Raw genomic sequence first — 19,110 nt, forward strand, 5'->3', positions numbered from 1 at the left:
ATAAACTCCTTTAATTTTCCAGAAAATCTAGATCAATTTTTTTCTGTAATTTCTTGGCAAAGAAGTCAGGACATAATAATTCATCAATGGTGACTATTTCATACCCTTGTTCTTTTATACCTTTTATAATCAGTTTTAACCCCTCTGGTGTTTGTTCAGTATTATGCATTAAAATTATAGCTCCATTATGTAATTTACTTAGTACCCTTTGAGCCATTTTTTCCGGACCTGGTCTCATCCAATCTATTGTATCTAAACTCCACAAGACATTTATCATATTATCTTTAAAACTTTGTGTAAATATTTTTTCTTCTTTTTCACCATAAGGTGGACTAAAATATTTAGGTTTATACCCTGTAATATTAAAGATAATTGCATTAGTTTTTTGAATCTCTTCACTTATAGCTTCTGGGGTTAATTTACTCATGTAAGGATCAGAGTAACCATGATTTCCAAACTGATGACCTTTTTGATAAATCTCTAATACTAAATCAGGATATTTTTCAGCCCATTTACCTACTAAAAAGAAATTACCTTTTACTTCGTTATCCTCTAATATATCTAACATTTCCCTTAGATAATTATTAAACTCATTACCCCATGATACATTAATTACTAACGCCACTTGTTTTTTTATGGGATGACCTTGATATATTGGTATATTGCCAAAATCAGAAATTGTTTTTTCTGGTTTAATTATATCTATTACTGGCACTACTAATTGCCCTTTTTTAGCCTTAACAATTTTATTCTTTGTCTCTTCAATGTTTAAAACTGTACCATTTAAATGGGGTATCAAACTTTTTGTTTCTGGATCAATATAGGCATTTTGCGGTTCATTATAGAATTCATGGGCAATGGAATTTAAATATTTTTCCACATCATCCTTTTTTAATCCACCAAAATTAATAGTTCCCATTGTAACATTTGATTTAACGGTGGTAATAGAATTATGGATTTGATAACTTACAAAAATAACTAAACTTATGCTAGTTATTAATAATAATAGTGAAGTTAATAGTCTAGCTAAAGTAATTGATTTTATGTATACAGACATTTGTCCACCTCCCCATCTTTTTAGCAAGTACATTTTATCATCAATATATTATATTGTTCTTCGGGACAAATAGAATTTAATTTAGACAAAAAAATAAAGCATCATATGCCGATGCTCTATTTTTGCTCTCCTTCTCGCTCTTTTAGAACTGCTTTTCTCGAGAGATTAACTCTACCCTTTTCATCAATTTCAGTACACTTAACTTCAACTATATCCCCAACTTTTACTACATCTTCAGCCTTTGCTACCCTATCGATATCTAACTGGGAAATATGGATTAACCCTTCTTTACCAGGAATTACTTCGGCAAAAGCACCGAACTTTTCAATTCTAGTAATTTTAGCAAAGTAATTTTCCCCTACTACCACTTCTGCAGTGATATCTTTAATCATCTGTAATGCTTTTTCTCCTTGTTCCATATCTACAGTTGCAATAAAGATTTTTCCATCAGGCTCAATATCAATTTTTACACCAGTTTGATCAATAATTTTGTTAATTATCTTACCACCTGGACCAATAACATCCCTAATTTTATCAGGATTTATTTGATAAGAGATAATCTTAGGTGCATATGGCGAAAGTTGTTTTCTCGGCTCTGAAATTACTGCCAGCATTTTATCTAAAATATACAGATAACCCTGTTTACCTTTTTGGATAGCTTCTGCTAATATTTCTTTATTAATACCTTGAAGCTTTATATCCATCTGCAATGCTGTTATTCCATCTTTCGTTCCAGCCACTTTAAAGTCCATATCACCTAAAAAGTCTTCCATACCTTGGATATCAGTTAATATCTTATACTTACCTTCATGGTGAACTAGTCCCATGGCAACACCAGAGACAGGTTTTTTCAAAGGAACTCCAGCATCCATAAGTGATAAAGTACTAGCACAAACACTTCCCATAGAAGTAGAACCATTTGATTCTAAAACTTCTGAAACAAGTCTTATGGTGTACGGAAATTCTTCTTCTGATGGAATTAAAGGTTCTAAAGCCCTTTCTGCTAAAGCACCATGTCCTATTTCCCTTCTACCAGGACCTCTCATAAAGCCAGGTTCACCAACACTATATGGTGGAAAATTATAATGGTGGATATACCTTTTTGATTCTTCTAAACCAATACCGTCTAAAATTTGAACATCACCTAAAGGACCTAAAGTACAAACACTTAAAACTTGAGTTTGACCCCTAGTAAATAAACCTGATCCATGGGTCCTTGGTAAAATACCTACCTCGCAAGAAATTGGCCTAATTTCATCTGGTTTTCTTCCATCAGGTCTACTATCGTTTTCGACAATATCTCTTCTTACTTCTTCTTTAACTATATTATAGAGAATTTCTGCTATATCCTTTGTCTGTTCAGGATACTCTTCGATAAGTTTTTCCATAACCTCTAATTTAACTTTAGCAATATTATCTTCCCGTTCCTGTTTATCAAAGGTTTTAATAGCCTGTTTTAGAGGTTCGGTAGCCATTTCCCTCACTATTTTATCTAATTCTTCATCTACTTTATATAATTGGACTTCCATTTTTTCTTTGCCCACTTGAGCGACAATTTCTTCTTGGAACTCTACTATTTTCTTTATTTCTTCATGGGCTAACATTAAAGCATCAATAATGACATCTTCACTAACTTCATTAGCTCCTGCTTCTACCATCATAATTGCATCTTTTGTACCTGCTACAACTAAATGTAAATCACTTTTTTCCCTTTGCTCCAAAGAAGGATTAACAATTAATTGATCTCCAACTTTCCCTACTAAAACTGCACCTACAGGACCATTAAAGGGAATATCAGATATACATAATGCTAATGATGCTCCATTGATAGCAGCTATTTCCGGCAAGTTTTCTTGGTCTACTGACATTACTGTACAAACCACATGGACAGCATTTCTAAAACCCTCTGGAAATAATGGTCTTATTGGGCGATCAACTAAACGGGCAGCTAAAATTGCTTTTTCAGAAGGTCTACCTTCTCTTTTTATGAAGCCACCAGGTATTTTACCTACTGCATACAACCTTTCTTCATAATCAACAGTAAGTGGGAAAAAATCTACTCCTTCTTTGGCTTCTTTAGCTGCAGTGGCATTTACTAAAATTGTTGTTTCTCCATAGAAAATCATGGCAGAACCACCAGCTTGTTTTGAGAACTTACCTATATCAACAGTAAAATCTTTTCCTACAAAATTATAAGTAAATCTTTTATGTTCCAAATTTGTTTCCTCCTTTCAAATATATTTTTTCGTTTAATTTAATAAATATGTAATTAAAAATAAAGCGGGTTAACCCGCTTTATTTATCTTCTTAAGTTTAGTTCATCGATAAGAGTTCTGTAACGGTCAATATCTTTATTTTTTAAGTAATTTAAAAGTTTACGACGTTGACCAACCATTTTTAAAAGACCACGTCTAGAGTGGTGATCTTTTTTGTGTACTTTGAAATGTTCATTTAGATGATTGATTCTCTCTGTTAAAATAGCAATTTGAACTTCAGGAGAACCAGTATCTCCTTCATGTTTTTTGAACTTTTCAATAATTGATTGCTTATTGATAGACATCATTTCACCTCCTAAATTTTACTCCTCAAGCCATGAAGATCGTCGGTGAATCGATAAACATAGCATGAGGTCACCATAAAGATATTACCATATTAACAGTTAAATGTAAAGTTTTATATTGTAATAATTTGTCTTTTAGCTTCTAAAATGTCTTTTTTCACTTGTTTTGTCAGGCTTTCTATATTAGCAAATTTTTTTTCAGGGCGAATAAATTTTATTAACTCAATGGTTATTTTTTGACCGTAAATATTTTGATTAAAATCAAATAAATGTACCTCTACATTAAACTTATTTTTCCCTAAAGTAGGTTTTAAGCCTAAATTTGCTACCCCAAATGTTTTGATGTCACCGATATACCCTTTAACTAAATAGACTCCTCTAGCTGGTTTTACAACATTAACAGGAAAGTTAATATTAGCAGTTGGAAAACCTAGTTTATTACCTATACCCATACCAGTAGTAACATGCCCAGAAATTTTAGGGTATTTACCAGCTAATTTTTTATACAACTGTACATCCCCTAAAAGTAGACAATTACGTAAAACAGTAGAATGTACTACTATATTTTCAACGGTAATAGGCTCAATTACTTCTGTTTCAAATTCATTATACTTTTGAAGTAATTGAATATTCCCTTGACCTTTATTGCCAAAGGTAAAATCATAGCCAATAATTACTTTAGAAGATTTTAGTTTGTTAATAAGTACCTCTTTAACAAAATCATCAGGGTTAGATTCAGCAAATTGTTTAGTAAAAGGTTGTATAATTAAATAATCAATTCCCGTTTCTTTAAAATATTCCACCTTTTGTTCTAAGGTATTAATGATTTTAAAATCCCTATTAAATAAGCTTTGGGGATGGGGATAAAATGTTAAAACCACTGATCTTTTATTTTCTTTTTTACTTTCATTTATTACTTTATCAATAATAAATCTATGACCAACATGTAATCCATCAAAATTTCCGATAGTTACTATAGAACTTTGCAAATTATCAGGTAAATTATTAAAACCAAAAATTAGTTTCATAATCATCTCCTTAATTAAAAACTTTATGGGGTTTTAACATTCCATTTACATTTTTACAAATAGCTATAAAATTGTTAGCTTCATCATATACCCTAACTTCTGATGAATAGAGATTTTCAGTTTTAATACATAACCCATTAGCTATTTTTGTTGCTATATATTTAGGAACAACTACCTTATCAAGGTGAGTCAAAACTAAGTCCATAGGCTGTAGATGATTAAGATAGTTTTCTTCAGTTATTTGATGGAGAAAAAGGGCATTTGTTAAATTAAAAGGACCTACAGCGGTTCTTATAAGATAGGACATTAAAGCCCCTGTTCCCAGCTTTTCTCCAATATCTTGACACAAAGTTCTAATATAGGTACCTTTAGAGCAATGGATATCAATATACCCTTTATTTGAAGTTAAAGGAAAACCTTCTACTAATTTTAATGAATAAATTGTAACTTCTCGACTAGGAATTTCAACTTCCAATCCTTCTCTATAGTACTCATATAGTTTTTTCCCTTTAACTTTAATTGCCGATGCTTTAGGAGGTACTTGAGTTATAGTACCTGTCAATTCTTTAAGCACACTTTTAAGTTCCTCTTCATCAATTTTAGGATTTTGCTCCAATACCCGTATTTCACCATCTAAATCTCCAGTATCTGATACTAAACCAAAGGTAATTTCAGCACGATAACTCTTAGTTAAATCTGTAACATATTCACTAACTCTAGTAGCTTTACCAATAGAAATTGGCAAAATCCCTGTAGCCATAGGATCTAAAGTACCAGTATGCCCTACCTTTTTTAACTTTAATTTTTTTCTTATATAAGCAACTACCTGATGAGATGTCATATTTGCTGGTTTTAAAACATTTAGTATTCCATTTGCCATATAATAATCCACCTTCATTTTAATACTAAACCCTTATAGATTTTTAGAGATTTTATTGATTAATTTGGGGATAATTTTTTCTGGATGTTCTAAAGTACTAAAACCAGCAGCTTTTTTGTGCCCTCCACCACCGTATTCCCTACACAACTGACCAACATCAAACTTTGACGCTGATCTAAAACTAAACTTGAATTGACCTTTTTCTTCTTTTACTAAGATAGCAACAGCAGTACCTTCAATATTTCTTAGATAGTCTATCAAACCATCAATTTCGCTGTAGTCCTTTAGTTCAAAACGTTGCAAATCTCTTTCACTGATGTAAAGATAAGAAATTGTTCCATCATTAAACTGTTTGATATTTTGGAATGCAAAGCTGAGGAATTTTAAGTATTCATAACTCTTTTTCTCTAAGTTAATTTTAAAGTCAACAGGTGAAGTGCCACACCTTAATAATTCACTGACTATTTCATGGGTTAATGGAGAAGTGTTATCATAACCAAAGGCCCCTGAATCAGTATATATTCCTAAATAAAGGGGATCGGCAATTTCTTTGGGAATTTCTTCTAATAATTCTTTAACTATAAAGTAAACTAATTCTGCTGTAGCTATTTTTTCACTATCGCAAAAATTATAATCACCGAAATTAGTATTAAAAGGATGGTGATCTATATTTATTATTTTGGAAAAGCTTTTATATTGAATTTCCTGAACAATTAATCGTTTTTCATCACTACAATCTAATACTATTAATATATCATTAAAATCTGTAGGAATATCGATAATTATTTCTTCAATAGATTGTATAAAATTAAAAAGGGTAGGTATTGGGTCAGAACTATACATCCTGACCCTTTTTCCTAAGAGTTTTAAGGTTAAACCTAATGCCAAAATTGAACCTACGCTATCTCCATCGGGACCATTATGGGCTACTAAGCTAAATCCATCATTTTCTTTTAAAAATTCTGCTATTTCTTTAGCTTTATTATTCATTTTCCTCTTTTTTTAAATCTTTTAGTATTTGGGCGATCTTCGCTCCATGTTCAAATGATTCATCAAATTTAAAATGTAATTCAGGGGTATATCTGATGGTTAGCCTTTTACCCAACTCTGTTCTAATAAATCCTTTTGCCCGTTCTAGTCCTTCAAATCCTTCTTTACGAGTCTTTTCATCTCCCCAAAAACTTAAATAGATTGTACAGTGTTTTAAGTCTTTAGTAAGTTCAACAGAAGTAATCGTTAGAAAACCTATCCGGGGATCTTTTATATTTTTCCTGATAATGTCGTTGATTTCGTATTTAATATTTTCTGCTAATCTTACAGTTCTTTGTGACATAATTATCACCCCTTATTCCCTGTCCATTTCTTTCATAGTGAAACATTCTATGATGTCTCCTTCTTTAACATCATTAAATTTTTCTAATACAATACCACATTCAAATCCCTGTTGAACTTCTTTAACATCATCTTTAAATCTCTTTAAAGTGCTAAAGCTTCCCTCATAAATTACAACACCATCACGGATTAATCTAGCCTTTGCATTTCTATTGATAACACCATTGGTAACGTAACATCCTGCAATATTACCTATTTTAGATGCTCTAAAAATTTGCCTTATTTCAGCTGAACCTAACACCACTTCTTCTAATTTAGGTGTTAGCATACCTTTAATAGCTGCTTCAACATCTTCAATAGCATTATAGATAATTCTATATAACCTAATATCAACCTTTAGCTCATCATTTAATTTTTTGGCATTTTGGTCAGGTCTCACATTAAATCCAATAATTATTGCCCCCGATGCCGAAGCTAAGGTTACATCATTTTCGTTTATTGCACCTACTGCACTATGGATTACTTTTACTCTAACTTCTTCATTAGATAACCGTTCAAGAGAATGTTTTAAAGCTTCTACAGAACCTTGTACATCTGCTTTTAAAATAATATTTAATTCCTTTAACTCACCTTCTTTAATTGACTGGAATAACTCATCAAGGGTAACAGGAGTATTCTTTTTAAGGGCTTCTTCTTTGCTTTTTTGTAGGTTCTTTTCAGCAATAGTTCTAGCTAATTTATCATCTTTTACTACTCTAAATATTTCTCCCGCTACAGGTACCTCTGATAAACCTAATATCTCTACAGGAGTTGATGGACCAGCCTTTTTAATCTGTTTACCTTGATCATTAATCATCGCCCTTACTTTACCGTAAGCTGTACCACAAACCACAGAATCGCCAATTTTTAATGTTCCCCTTTGTACTAAAACAGTTGCCACAGGCCCCCTACCCTTATCTAGCTTTGATTCGATAACTGTTCCGCTAGCTAGGGCATCAGGATTAGCCTTTAATTCTTGAACTTCAGCTACTAATAAAATTATTTCAAGGAGGTTATCGATACCTTCACCTTTTAAAGCAGAGATTGGAACAAAGATGGTATCTCCACCCCATTCTTCTGGTACTAGACCATAATTAACTAACTCTTGTTTAACTCTATCGGGATTAGCAGTTGGTTTGTCCATTTTATTAATAGCAACTACTATTGGTACATTTGCTGCTTTAGCATGATTTAAAGCTTCTACCGTTTGGGGCATAACTCCGTCATCGGCAGCTACTACTAGAATAGCTATATCTGTTACCTTTGCACCCCTTGCCCTCATGGCAGTGAAAGCAGCGTGACCGGGTGTATCTATAAAAGTAATTTTTTTGCCATTAACATTTACTTGATAGGCCCCAATATGCTGGGTTATTCCGCCAGCTTCTCCCTTTGTTACATTGGTATGGCGTATTGTATCTAAAAGGGTTGTTTTACCATGGTCAACGTGTCCTAATACAGTTACAACGGGATGTCTTTCTTTTAAATCCTTTGGATCATCTTGTTCTATAAATTGGAATTCATCTTCCTCTTCTTCTTTTTCTAGTGCAATTTCATAGCCAAATTCAAGGGCAATCAATTCAGCTGTTTCCAATTCAATTGTCTGATTTACACCAGCCATTATTCCAAGTCCCATTAATTTTTTTATTATATTGGCAGGACTTTCCCCTAATTTTTTTGCTAATTCGCCAACTGAAATCTGTTCTTCTGTCAATTTGATTATTTTACTCATAGAATCATCCTTTTCTACTCTAGCTTCTTTTTCTGCTAAATTTTTATTTTTCTTCTTTTTATCTTTCTTAGATTTTTTATTTTTCTTTTTAGAATTTCCTTCAATATCTTCACTAATATCTATGATATCATTATTAACTTCAATAATTTCCTCTATTGGTTGCTCTTTAGGATTGAAGTAATTATATATCTTTTCAAAATCATCATCATTAATGGAACTCATATGGTTTTTTACTGAAATATTTAATTCTTCCATTTTTTTGATGAGTTCTTTACTTGTGATATTTAAATCCTTAGCTAATTCATAAACTCTAAATTTACTCATAGTTTATACCCCCATTTTACCTATAATATTTCACCTTCCCACTTTTTTAAGATAGTTGTTGCAAAGTTCTGGTCATTAATAGAAATTACAGCCCTTAATTCTTTGCCAATATAATGTCCCAATGTCGCTTTTTCTGCAAATTTAATCATGGGAATCCTTTTATACTTACATTTATTTATAATTTTTTCGATACTGTTATCACTTATATCATTAGCGATAATTACTAATTTTGCATTGTTTTTTTCTATAGCTTTTAAAACGGCTACTGTACCTGAACTTAATTTTCTCGCCCTTTGTGCTAAACCCAATAAACTAGCTATGTAATTGTTGTTCGAGCCGTTCATAAATTTCTGCAGGTACAGCTGCCTTTAATGATTTTTCTAAACGTTTAGATTTAAAAGCTATTTTAAAACATTCTACCTTAGGACAAATATAAGCTCCCCTTCCAGCTAGTTTCCCAGTTGGGTCAATAGTAATGTCTCCTTCTTTTGTCCTAACAACCCTAATCATTTCTTTTTTGAGCTTCATCTCTTGACAACCTACACACATTCTCTCTGGTTTCTTTTTTACTTTCATTGAACCACCTACTCATTCTTAGATTGGGTTTCACTTTTAATATCTATCTTCCAGCCCGTTAATTTTGCAGCGAGACGTGCATTTTGTCCTTCTTTACCTATAGCCAGGGATAATTGATTATCTGGTACTATAACTTTAGCAATTTTTTCATCTAAATTTACATCTACAGAAATAACTTTTGCAGGGCTTAAAGCTTGAGATATAAATTCTTTTGGGTCTTCACTCCAATTTACTATATCTATTTTTTCACCCCTTAATTCATTTACAATAGCTTGCACCCTCATTCCTTTTGGTCCAACACATGCACCTATTGGATCAACTTCAGGATCCTTTGAATAGACTGCAATTTTTGAACGATAACCAGCTTCCCTGGAAACTGATTTTATTTGGACAATACCATCAAATATTTCTGGTACTTCCAACTCAAATAAACGTTTTATCATACCTGGATGACTCCGTGAAACAAAGATTTGAGGTCCTTTAGAGGTATTTTTTACTTCTAATACATAAGTTTTTAACCTATCCCCTTGTTTATATTCTTCATTAGGGGTTTGTTCTGTAGGTGGCAAAATAGCCTCAGTTTTACCTAAATCTATATAAATATTTTTATTTTCCATCCTCTGTACTATCCCAGAAATTATATCATGTTCACGATTTATAAACTCTTTATAGACAACATTTCGTTCCGCTTCCCTAAGTCTTTGAACTACTACACCTTTTGCAGTTTGTGCTGCTATTCTCCCGAACTTTTTAGGTGTAACTTCTACTGTTACTTTATCACCCACTGTAATTGCCGGGTTAATCTTTAAAGCATCATCTAGAGAAATTTCAAGTCGGGGATCTTGTACATTAGTTACCACTTTTTTTACTGCAAATAACTTAACTATTCCTTTTTCCTTATCTATTTCTACATGTACATTTTCCGCTGTGGCATTATCTTTTTTATAACCAGCGATTAAAGCTGCTTCTAAAGCTTCATACATTATATCTTCATCAACACCTTTTGATTTCACTATTTCCCTCAAAGCTTCTAAAAACTCTACACTGTCCATTAGGACACCTCCCTTAAAATTTTATTGACAATTTAACATTTGCTACACTTTCGTATGGTAATTCTATTAACTTATCGGTATCTTCATCTATCAGTTTTAATATACCATCTTCTAATCCTTCTAATATTCCAATAAATACCTTTTTCCCGTTGATTTTTGCATATGTATTAACTCTAATTAAATGACCTTTAAATCGGGAAAAATCTTCTGGTTTTTTAAGGGGTCTTTCTACCCCAGGAGAAGAAACCTCCAAAAAGTATTGTTGTTCTATGGGATCTAATTCATCAAGGTAGGCTGATAATTTATTGTTAACGATGGCACAATCTTCTGTATCAACTAAGCCATCCATTTTATCTATAAAGACCCTTAAAAACCAAACACCTCCCTCTTTATTGAATTGGACATCTACTAATTCTAAACCAGACTCCTTTGCAAATTTTTCAGCCATCAAAGCTATTTTTTCTAGATGTTCTTTTTTCAAAATTTTGTTCACCTCTTTATTTATCTACATTTTAAAATTTCTATGGAAACACATATAGAATGTGTTTATTAAGAAAGAGTGGGTTGCCCCACTCATAAATACTGTGTCTAATCGCTAAGAAAATTGTACCACTTTACATAACATTTTGCAACCTTAAAAAAGGGAAAGTTGATTTGTTTCCGGTAATCCATCAAGACATCCTAATTTAGCCATTGCCTCTAATACAGTTTTCGAAACCCCTGTTCTTAATCGTAAATCTTCTATAGATAAAAACTCTCCATTTTCCCTTGCCTCTACAATGCTTTTTGCAGCATTTTTACCTAGGCCAGCAATAGCAGTAAATGGAGGAATTAAGCCATTGTCCTTAATCAAGAAATTAGTATGATGGGAAGTATATAAATCTACATTATGAAAAACAAAACCCCGTAATAACATTTCAAAGATGATTTCTAAAATATTTAAGGCATTTTTTTCTTTTTGAGTTAAGTTATTACCTTTTTCATTTAAGTTTCTTATTTGTTCCCTTACACCTTTTTCTCCCTTACAAACCATATCTATATTAAAATCATCTGCCCTTACTGAAAAATATGCAGCATAAAAAGCAAGGGGATATTTTACTTTGAAATAAGCTATTCTAAAAGCCATAGTAACATAAGCTACAGCGTGGGCCTTAGGGAACATGTATTTAATTTTTTGACAAGATTCAATATACCAGTCTGGAACATTATTTTTTTTCATAATTTCTATATGTTCTGGAGTAAGACCTTTCCCTTTTCTGACATTTTCCATGATCTTAAAGGCTTGAGATGGTTCTAACCCTTTATAAATCAAATAAACCATTATATCATCCCTTGTGGAAATAACCTCAGAAAGGGTGGCAATATTATTTTTAACTAATTCTTGAGCATTATTCAACCAAACATCAGTACCGTGGGAAAGCCCACTTATTCGCACTAATTCAGAGAAAGTTGTAGGCTTAGTATCTTCTAGCATCTGTCTTACAAACTTAGTACCAAATTCAGGTATTCCCAAAGTTGCTACCTTAGAGCCTAACTGTTCTTCCGTTAAACCAATAGCTTTCGTAGATGAAAAGATTGACATAGTTTCTTTGTCATCAAGGGGGATAGTTCTACTGTTTACCCCTGTAAGGTCTTCAAGCATTCTAATGACAGTAGGATCATCATGACCTAGTATATCTAACTTTAACAGCCTACTACTTATGGCATTATAATCAAAATGGGTAGTAATAGTACCTGATTCCCTATCATCTGCAGGATACTGTATTGGACAGAAATCATAAACTTCTTTGTAATCCGGTACAACCATTAATCCACCTGGATGTTGACCTGTTGTTCTCTTAATACCTGTACATCCCATAACCATGCGGTTAATTTCAGCGGTCCGCTTTCTCATATTTCTTTCTGAAAAATACTTTTGTACAAAACCATAGGCTGTCTTTTCTGCTATTGTACCTATTGTACCTGCTCTAAATACATAATCCTTCCCAAACAATTCTTCTGTATATTTATGGGCTTTAGGCTGATAATCCCCAGAAAAGTTTAAATCTATATCAGGAACTTTATCACCATTAAATCCTAGAAAGGTTTCAAAGGGTATATCATGACCATCTTTTTTTAGTTTTTCTCCACATTTAGGACAGTTTTTATCAGGCAAGTCTACTCCTGAAGCCACCGAACCATCTTCTATAAACTCTGAATATTTACAATTAGAGCATAGATAATGGGGTGGTAGAGGATTAACTTCTGTTATATCACAAAAAGTTGCAACTAAAGATGAACCAACCGAACCCCTAGAACCGACCAAATAACCATCTGCTAAGGATTTAGTAACAAGTTTATGTGAAATGTAATAAATTACGCCAAAACCGTTTGTAATAATTGAGTTAAGTTCTTTATCTAAACGGTCTTGTACCGTTTTAGGTAAAGGATTGCCGTATAAACTTTCACTTCTTTCTTTACACATCTTTTTAATCATTTCATCGGCATTTTCTATTTTAGGGGTATATAGTTCATCGGGTATTGGTTTGATTTTTTCCACCTGATCAGCAATTTTTTTAGGATTATTGATTACAACATCTAATCTCTGCCCTTTTGGTAAATATTCAAAATCCTTTAACATTTCCTCCGTTGTTTTGTAGTATAACGGGGGTTGATGTTCAGCATCAGTAAATCCTTTACTAGCCATGAGTATTTCTCTAAATATTCCATCATGCTTTTCTAAAAAATGAACATCACCGGTTGCTACCACATACTTTTGCAATTTTTCTCCAATTGCTATAATCTGTTTATTTATCTCTATCAAATCCCTTTTATCATGTAAGACACCTGAGCGAAGCAAAAATTCATTATTATCACAAGGCTGAATTTCTAAATAATCATAAAATTTTGCCCTTTCCTCTATTTCATTTAAAGGTTTGTTTTGTAAAAACATTTGAAAGATCTCTCCAGCTTCACAGGCAGACCCAATAATCAAACCTTCCCGGAAGTTTTGAACAATAGATTTAGGTATTTTAGGTTGTCTATAAAAATATTTAATATGGGATAATGAAATCAATTTATATAAATTTTTAAGTCCTGTTTGATTCTTAGCTAATATAATACAGTGATAACTTTCTTGGTTTTTTATCTGACCTTCTACTGGAATTTTAGTTAAAGATTGAACCGTTGAACATCCTAATTTTTTACATTCCAATAAGAGTTTAAGAAAAATTTGCGCTGTAGCTGTACAATCATCAACTGCTCTATGATGATTTTCCAAGGGAACATTATAATACTCTGTCAGTGTTTTTAGTTTATGATTTTTTAAATTAGGGAGTATTGCACGACTTAAAGAAAGGGTATCTATTACAGTAAACTTACCTTTAAGATTTAATTTATTTGACCAAGTGGTCAAAAAACCATAATCAAAATTAGCATTATGGGCAACTAAGATTGCATCATTACAAAATTCCATAAATTGGGGTAAAATTTCCTCAATATTAGGTGCTTGTTGTACATCTGAATTCCGTATTCCTGTAATCTGGGTTATTTTTTCCGGAATTTCCTTTTTAGGCTTAATTAATGAAGAAAATTGTCCTATTATTTCTCCATTTTTTACTTTAACTGCTCCAATTTCTATAATTTCCTCTATCTTATTATCTAAACCGGTAGTTTCGAAATCAAAAACAACATAAGTTCCCTCATCTAAAAGGATATCTTGGGGATTGATAACAATCTTATTATCAGCATCATCTACTAAATAAGCTTCCACACCGTAAATTACTTTAACTCCATACTGCTCACCTGCATCATAGGCCTCTGGAAAAGCCTGAACTACTCCATGGTCAGTGATAGCTATTGCTTCATGCCCCCATTCCTTAGCCCTTTTAATTAAATCTTTGGCAGAACAAGTAGCATCCATAGCACTCATCTTGGTGTGGGCATGTAATTCTATCCGTTTATTCTCCGAATTATCAGTTCTTTTAAAGGGTTGATATATGTTAATATCCCGTGGAAGCATTGTCAATTCTTGAGTAAATTTATCATATTGTATATTGCCATACACAGTGATAAAACTACCTTTTTTTAGCGAAGTAAACTCTTCACCTTCATCAAGGAAAAATTTACAGGTAATTGAATCTGTATAGTCAGTAATATCAAAAGTAATAAGGGTTCTACCTGTTCTTAATACCTTCTCCTCATAAGATAATATCTCTCCACTTATAGCTATGTTTTTATCTTCCTCAATAATATTTATAATAGGGGTAGGTTCTTTTTTAATAACTTTTCCCCTAAGCACAGTATTTACCTGTTGCTCTTCCCTTGCCTTCTCCTTTGTTACTGTAGGTAAGTTTTTTAATACTTCTAATGTATATTTTTTTTCTCCCTCTTTATCCCTAATTTTCTTTATTGAACTCTCATCTAACATAAAAAATATTTTTGCATTTAATTTCCAATTATCCCAAATGAACTTTTCCAACCACTTATTGATATTTTTTAATTGAATGTAATAAAACTGCAAAGGATTATTGATGTGGATACTTATATTATCATTATCAACAGTTACTTTCCAATCCTTTAGTGAGCCTTGTAAGCCTGGAAATTCAGTAGCTAAACTTTTTTTAATAAAGGACAAATTAATATTAATAATTTCTTGTAATTGTAAGCTTGTCCCATAATTTAAAATACAAAAATCTAATTCTTTAAGCTCTGGAACCCTATTTAGAATCTGTTTCTTTAGATTTTCTAAACCCTGAATAGAGTTTTTATCAGCGGTGATATAAATAACCCATCCTTTTCGATGGGTAGAAACAGTTATCTTTTCTATTTTAATATTATTATTTTCCAGAAGCTCATTTAACATATAAATCACCTGCTAATCTTCATATTCTATGTTAATAACCCCTTCAATTTTGATAAGCTCTTCTATGACTTGTTGTTCCTTTAATTTAACTGGCAATTTCAGTTGTAAAATAATTTGCATTTTTGAGTCATAGGGTTCTAAAATTATATTTTTAATATCCACATTCAATTTTCCTAGTGTAGTTCCAATAATTCCTAACATTCCAGGTTTATCTATCACTAATATTTTAATTGAAAGGTTTTGTTTAGTAAATACAATTTTTTTCTCCCACTTATTAAATAAATGTAAAACAACTATAGTTAATAATGTTGCCACAATAGCTATATAGTAATGGCCAAAACCAATTGCTAGTCCTACACCAGCTATATTCCATAAACTAGCAGCAGTAGTTAATCCCTTTATGTTTACTCCTTCCCTTAAAATAGTCCCTGCTCCTAAAAATCCTATCCCACTGACTATTTGAGCTGCAATTCTTGTAGGATCACCACTATAACTTAAATTTGTGAATGTCTTCCAAGATACAATGGTAATTAAAGTAGAACCAATACATACTAAGGCATGGGTCCTTAATCCAGCAGGATGATTATTAGCCTCCCTCTCTAAACCAACAATACTACCTAAAATAATAGCTAACAATAAAGAACCTAGTAACTGAAAATATTCCATATTCATTTCCCCTAACTTGGATTTTTAAATAAATAATTGACTATCTCCCAGTACATTTTTAGTCTAGCCATAAATCCTTTAACAAATCCTAATTTTTCTTCTTTCATCACATGACTCATATCTGGCAAAGGCACTATTTCGATGTTTATATTTTCTTTTTCCACCAACCTGGTAAGGGCTAACTCCACGCCAAACCTACTAACTTCTAAATCTGACATAGAGTTTAATAACTCCCTTTTTATAGCCCTTTGACCAGAAAGATAAGGAGCAAATTTTTGTGCTAAATCTGTAGTTTTTCGCCCATTTGTAAATACACCTAATGACATAGGTACTCTCCCTGATTTAACAGGTTCTATTAAATTTTTAATATGGTATGGGGTAAGACCGATTAAATCTGCATCTAAAAAGAGAATAATCTCCCCTTCGGACTCTTCTAAGCCTGCTTTCATGGCCCCACCCTTACCCCTGTTTTCTTTTAAATCTACTACTTTTACACCTTTGCTTAATGCAACATCAACTGTTTTATCAATAGAACCATCACTTACAACTATAATTTCATCAATTATTTCTACCTCTTTTACTACATCTAATATATTTCCTATAGTTTTTTCTTCGTTATATGCTGGAATAATGCAAGTAATGGTCATTTGATTTACCCCCTAACAGGTTAGTGAATAAAAACTTTTTACCTCTTCAATAATATCTTCTATATTAACTAATTTAGTTTCTTTTCCGATGCGGAATTTTAATTCTACCTGTCCTTCTGATATTTTTTTACCAACGACAATTTTTAAAGGTATTCCTATTAAATCAATATCTTTAAATTTTACTCCTACCCTTTCATCCCTATCGTCTAATAAAACATCAATATTATTATTTTTCAAGTCTTCATAGATCTTTTGAGCTAAATCCGCTTGTTCTTCATCTTTAATATTAACTGGTATAACAGCGACTTCAAATGGTGCTAGGTGTTTTGGCCAGCAAATACCATCTTCATCGTTATTTTGTTCTATTATTGCCGCTAAAGTTCTGGTTATACCTATTCCATAACATCCCATAACCATCGGTTGTTCTTTACCATTTTTATCTAAATAAGTAGCTTTAAGGAGTTTTGAATATTTAGTTCCTAATTTAAAAATATGTCCTACCTCTATACCTTTAGAACTAGATAATTTATTTCCACATTTAATACAACTATCTCCTTCTTCAGCATTTTTTATATCCCCATAGATATTAACATTGAACTCATTTAAATTAACATTGATAATATGATAATCTTCTTCATTTGCTCCAACAACAAAATTTGTCATAGTTTTAACTTCATTATCAGCGACAATAAAAACTTCTTTATCTATACCTATTGGTCCTGAAAAACCTGGCTTACATTTTGTAACCCTATAAATTTCTTCCTCACTAGCTAAATTTATTTCTTTAATACCTAGTAATTTTTTTAATTTAATCTCATTTACTTCTCTATCGCCAGGCAATAAACACATAAAGGTTCTAGACTTTTCATCGGTGTAAAATACTGCCTTTAAAATTTTTGAGCTTTCTATTGATAAAAATTGGGCTAAATCATCTATTGTTTTAATATTTGGAGTATGAACCTTCTCTTTTTTCTTTATAGTTTGGCTTTCAAACTCTCTATCAACGGCTTGAGCTTTCTCTACATTGGCAGAATAGCCACAGGAGTCACAAAAAATTAAAGAATCTTCTCCTACTTCACTAATTACCATAAATTCATGGGATGAACTTCCCCCGATATTACCGGTATCAGCTTCCACTACTTGATATTTTAAATTACATCTATCGAAAATCCGTCTATATGCTTTATACATTTCTTCATAACTTTTATTTAATCCTTCCTCATCTACATCAAAACTATATGCATCTTTCATAATAAATTCTCTACTTCTAATTACACCAAATCTAGGCCTTTTTTCATCTCTATATTTTGTTTGAATTTGGAATAAATTAAGTGGAAGTTGACGGTAGGAACTTATATTATTCCTAATTAAATCAGTAAAAATTTCTTCATGGGTTGGACCTAAACAAAAGTCTCTGCCATGTCTATCTTGTAACCTAAACATTTCCGCACCATATTCATACCACCTATGGGATTCTTGCCATAACTCTGCATTTTGTAGGGCGGAAGCTAAAATTTCAACTGCTCCACTTCTTTCCATCTCTTCCCTTACTATATTTTCAATTTTTTTGAGGACTTTAAATCCTAAAGGTAAATATGTATAAATCCCAGCTGCTTGTTTTCTAATTAAACCAGCCCTTAACATAAGCTGATGACTAATAGTTTCTGCATCAGAAGAAACTTCCCTTAACGTAGGCATGAAATATTTACTTGTTTTCATTTAATTAACCTCCTATATTTTAGTATTACAAAAAAATAAACCCTCATCCATAATTTGGGACGAAGATTTCCTTTCCGCGGTACCACCCATATTGATATCATATAGATATCCCCTCTTATGGCTATAAAGGTGCCACCTTTCAACTCCAAAAGTGGGTTTCAACAAGTGGTAGGCAAAGTTCTCAATCACCCTTTGCTCCCTGTACTACCTTAACTTGTTTACTTGGCTTTCTTCTTCGTTGAATAACTGAATTTATCCGTTTTTTAGTATTATATTTAATCAATATTAACTTGTCAAGTTACATCACAATTTACGATAGTGTCAATATACTGTAGGAAAAAATTTTATGGATTACCCCCTGTTTGTTAACTACTTTCAAAAATAGTTCCCGAGTTTTTCACCAAAAAACTAAATAACAAATCAAAAAACCTTGTAATACCAGTAAATACAAGGATATTTTTTTGTCAAATTTTAAACTTTTTCTTGTAATTCTATGTAATTCTATGATATAATAGTAATGGGTGATAATTATGTTCTTAAAAAAAGATAAAAGACCAAATGGCAGAATTTATTTGTCGATTGTTGAAAGTTATAGAGATCCTCAAACTAAAAAACCTAAGCAAAGAAAGGTAAAGAGTTTAGGCTTTTTGGATGAATT

16 protein-coding genes and 1 other annotated feature are annotated in these 19,110 nt (G+C 31.9%); all 16 genes read right to left on the reverse strand.

The features are described 5' to 3' along the window. Positions 1–10: 10 nt before the first annotated feature. Entirely contained in the window at positions 11–1,057 is a 1,047-nt protein-coding gene (locus BMX60_RS03600) for a polysaccharide deacetylase family protein (RefSeq protein WP_177159683.1), read from the reverse strand. Positions 1,058–1,173: 116 nt separating this feature from the next. Further along, on the reverse strand, positions 1,174–3,273 hold the full coding sequence (locus tag BMX60_RS03605; protein WP_091349271.1) for a polyribonucleotide nucleotidyltransferase: 2,100 nt from the start codon (positions 3,271–3,273) through the stop codon (positions 1,174–1,176). A gap of 83 nt (positions 3,274–3,356) precedes the next feature. Continuing rightward, positions 3,357–3,620, reverse strand: coding sequence for a 30S ribosomal protein S15 (gene rpsO / locus BMX60_RS03610; protein WP_091349274.1), 264 nt, complete (start codon positions 3,618–3,620; stop codon positions 3,357–3,359). 110 nt (positions 3,621–3,730) lie between these two features. Then, positions 3,731–4,645: a bifunctional riboflavin kinase/FAD synthetase gene (locus BMX60_RS03615; RefSeq protein ID WP_177159684.1), complete on the reverse strand. Its 915-nt coding sequence runs from the start codon at positions 4,643–4,645 to the stop codon at positions 3,731–3,733. 10 nt (positions 4,646–4,655) lie between these two features. Next, positions 4,656–5,525: a tRNA pseudouridine(55) synthase TruB gene (gene truB / locus BMX60_RS03620; protein ID WP_177159685.1), complete on the reverse strand. Its 870-nt coding sequence runs from the start codon at positions 5,523–5,525 to the stop codon at positions 4,656–4,658. Between the two features lie 33 nt (positions 5,526–5,558). After that, positions 5,559–6,515 (reverse strand): DHH family phosphoesterase, encoded by a 957-nt coding sequence (locus BMX60_RS03625; protein WP_091349280.1) that lies wholly within the window; start codon positions 6,513–6,515, stop codon positions 5,559–5,561. Next, positions 6,508–6,858, reverse strand: a complete 351-nt coding sequence (gene rbfA / locus BMX60_RS03630) for a 30S ribosome-binding factor RbfA (RefSeq protein WP_091349283.1) — start codon at positions 6,856–6,858, stop codon at positions 6,508–6,510. The genes BMX60_RS03625 and rbfA overlap by 8 nt, the downstream gene beginning before the upstream one ends. Before the next feature lie 12 nt (positions 6,859–6,870). Next, on the reverse strand, positions 6,871–8,949 hold the full coding sequence (gene infB, locus BMX60_RS03635; protein WP_091349284.1) for a translation initiation factor IF-2: 2,079 nt from the start codon (positions 8,947–8,949) through the stop codon (positions 6,871–6,873). A gap of 20 nt (positions 8,950–8,969) precedes the next feature. Next, positions 8,970–9,293, reverse strand: coding sequence for a L7Ae/L30e/S12e/Gadd45 family ribosomal protein (locus BMX60_RS03640; RefSeq protein ID WP_091349287.1), 324 nt, complete (start codon positions 9,291–9,293; stop codon positions 8,970–8,972). Further along, the gene (gene rnpM, locus BMX60_RS03645) at positions 9,262–9,525 is read right to left on the reverse strand and encodes an RNase P modulator RnpM (RefSeq protein ID WP_091349290.1); all 264 of its coding nucleotides are present in this window, start codon (positions 9,523–9,525) and stop codon (positions 9,262–9,264) included. Before rnpM ends, BMX60_RS03640 begins: the two co-directional genes overlap by 32 nt. Positions 9,526–9,533: 8 nt before the next feature. Then, on the reverse strand, positions 9,534–10,577 hold the full coding sequence (gene nusA / locus BMX60_RS03650; protein ID WP_091349291.1) for a transcription termination factor NusA: 1,044 nt from the start codon (positions 10,575–10,577) through the stop codon (positions 9,534–9,536). Between the two features lie 13 nt (positions 10,578–10,590). Beyond that, positions 10,591–11,058: a ribosome maturation factor RimP gene (locus BMX60_RS03655; RefSeq protein WP_242945700.1), complete on the reverse strand. Its 468-nt coding sequence runs from the start codon at positions 11,056–11,058 to the stop codon at positions 10,591–10,593. Between the two features lie 153 nt (positions 11,059–11,211). Continuing rightward, positions 11,212–15,420, reverse strand: coding sequence for a PolC-type DNA polymerase III (locus BMX60_RS03660; RefSeq protein WP_091349294.1), 4,209 nt, complete (start codon positions 15,418–15,420; stop codon positions 11,212–11,214). 12 nt (positions 15,421–15,432) lie between these two features. Further along, a complete protein-coding gene (locus BMX60_RS03665) occupies positions 15,433–16,086 on the reverse strand; it encodes an MgtC/SapB family protein (RefSeq protein WP_207648385.1) in 654 nt (217 codons plus the stop codon). An 11-nt stretch (positions 16,087–16,097) separates the two neighbouring features. Continuing rightward, entirely contained in the window at positions 16,098–16,733 is a 636-nt protein-coding gene (locus BMX60_RS03670) for a glycosyltransferase family 2 protein (RefSeq protein WP_091349299.1), read from the reverse strand. Between the two features lie 12 nt (positions 16,734–16,745). After that, complete coding sequence (locus BMX60_RS03675) at positions 16,746–18,452, reverse strand: proline--tRNA ligase (RefSeq protein WP_091349301.1); 1,707 nt, start codon at positions 18,450–18,452, stop codon at positions 16,746–16,748. A 52-nt stretch (positions 18,453–18,504) separates the two neighbouring features. After that, positions 18,505–18,697, reverse strand: a binding site (T-box leader). Positions 18,698–19,110: the final 413 nt, after the last annotated feature.

Origin of the sequence: Anaerobranca gottschalkii DSM 13577, from assembly GCF_900111575.1 — a bacterium.
Taxonomy (GTDB): Bacteria; Bacillota; Proteinivoracia; order Proteinivoracales; family Proteinivoracaceae; genus Anaerobranca; species Anaerobranca gottschalkii.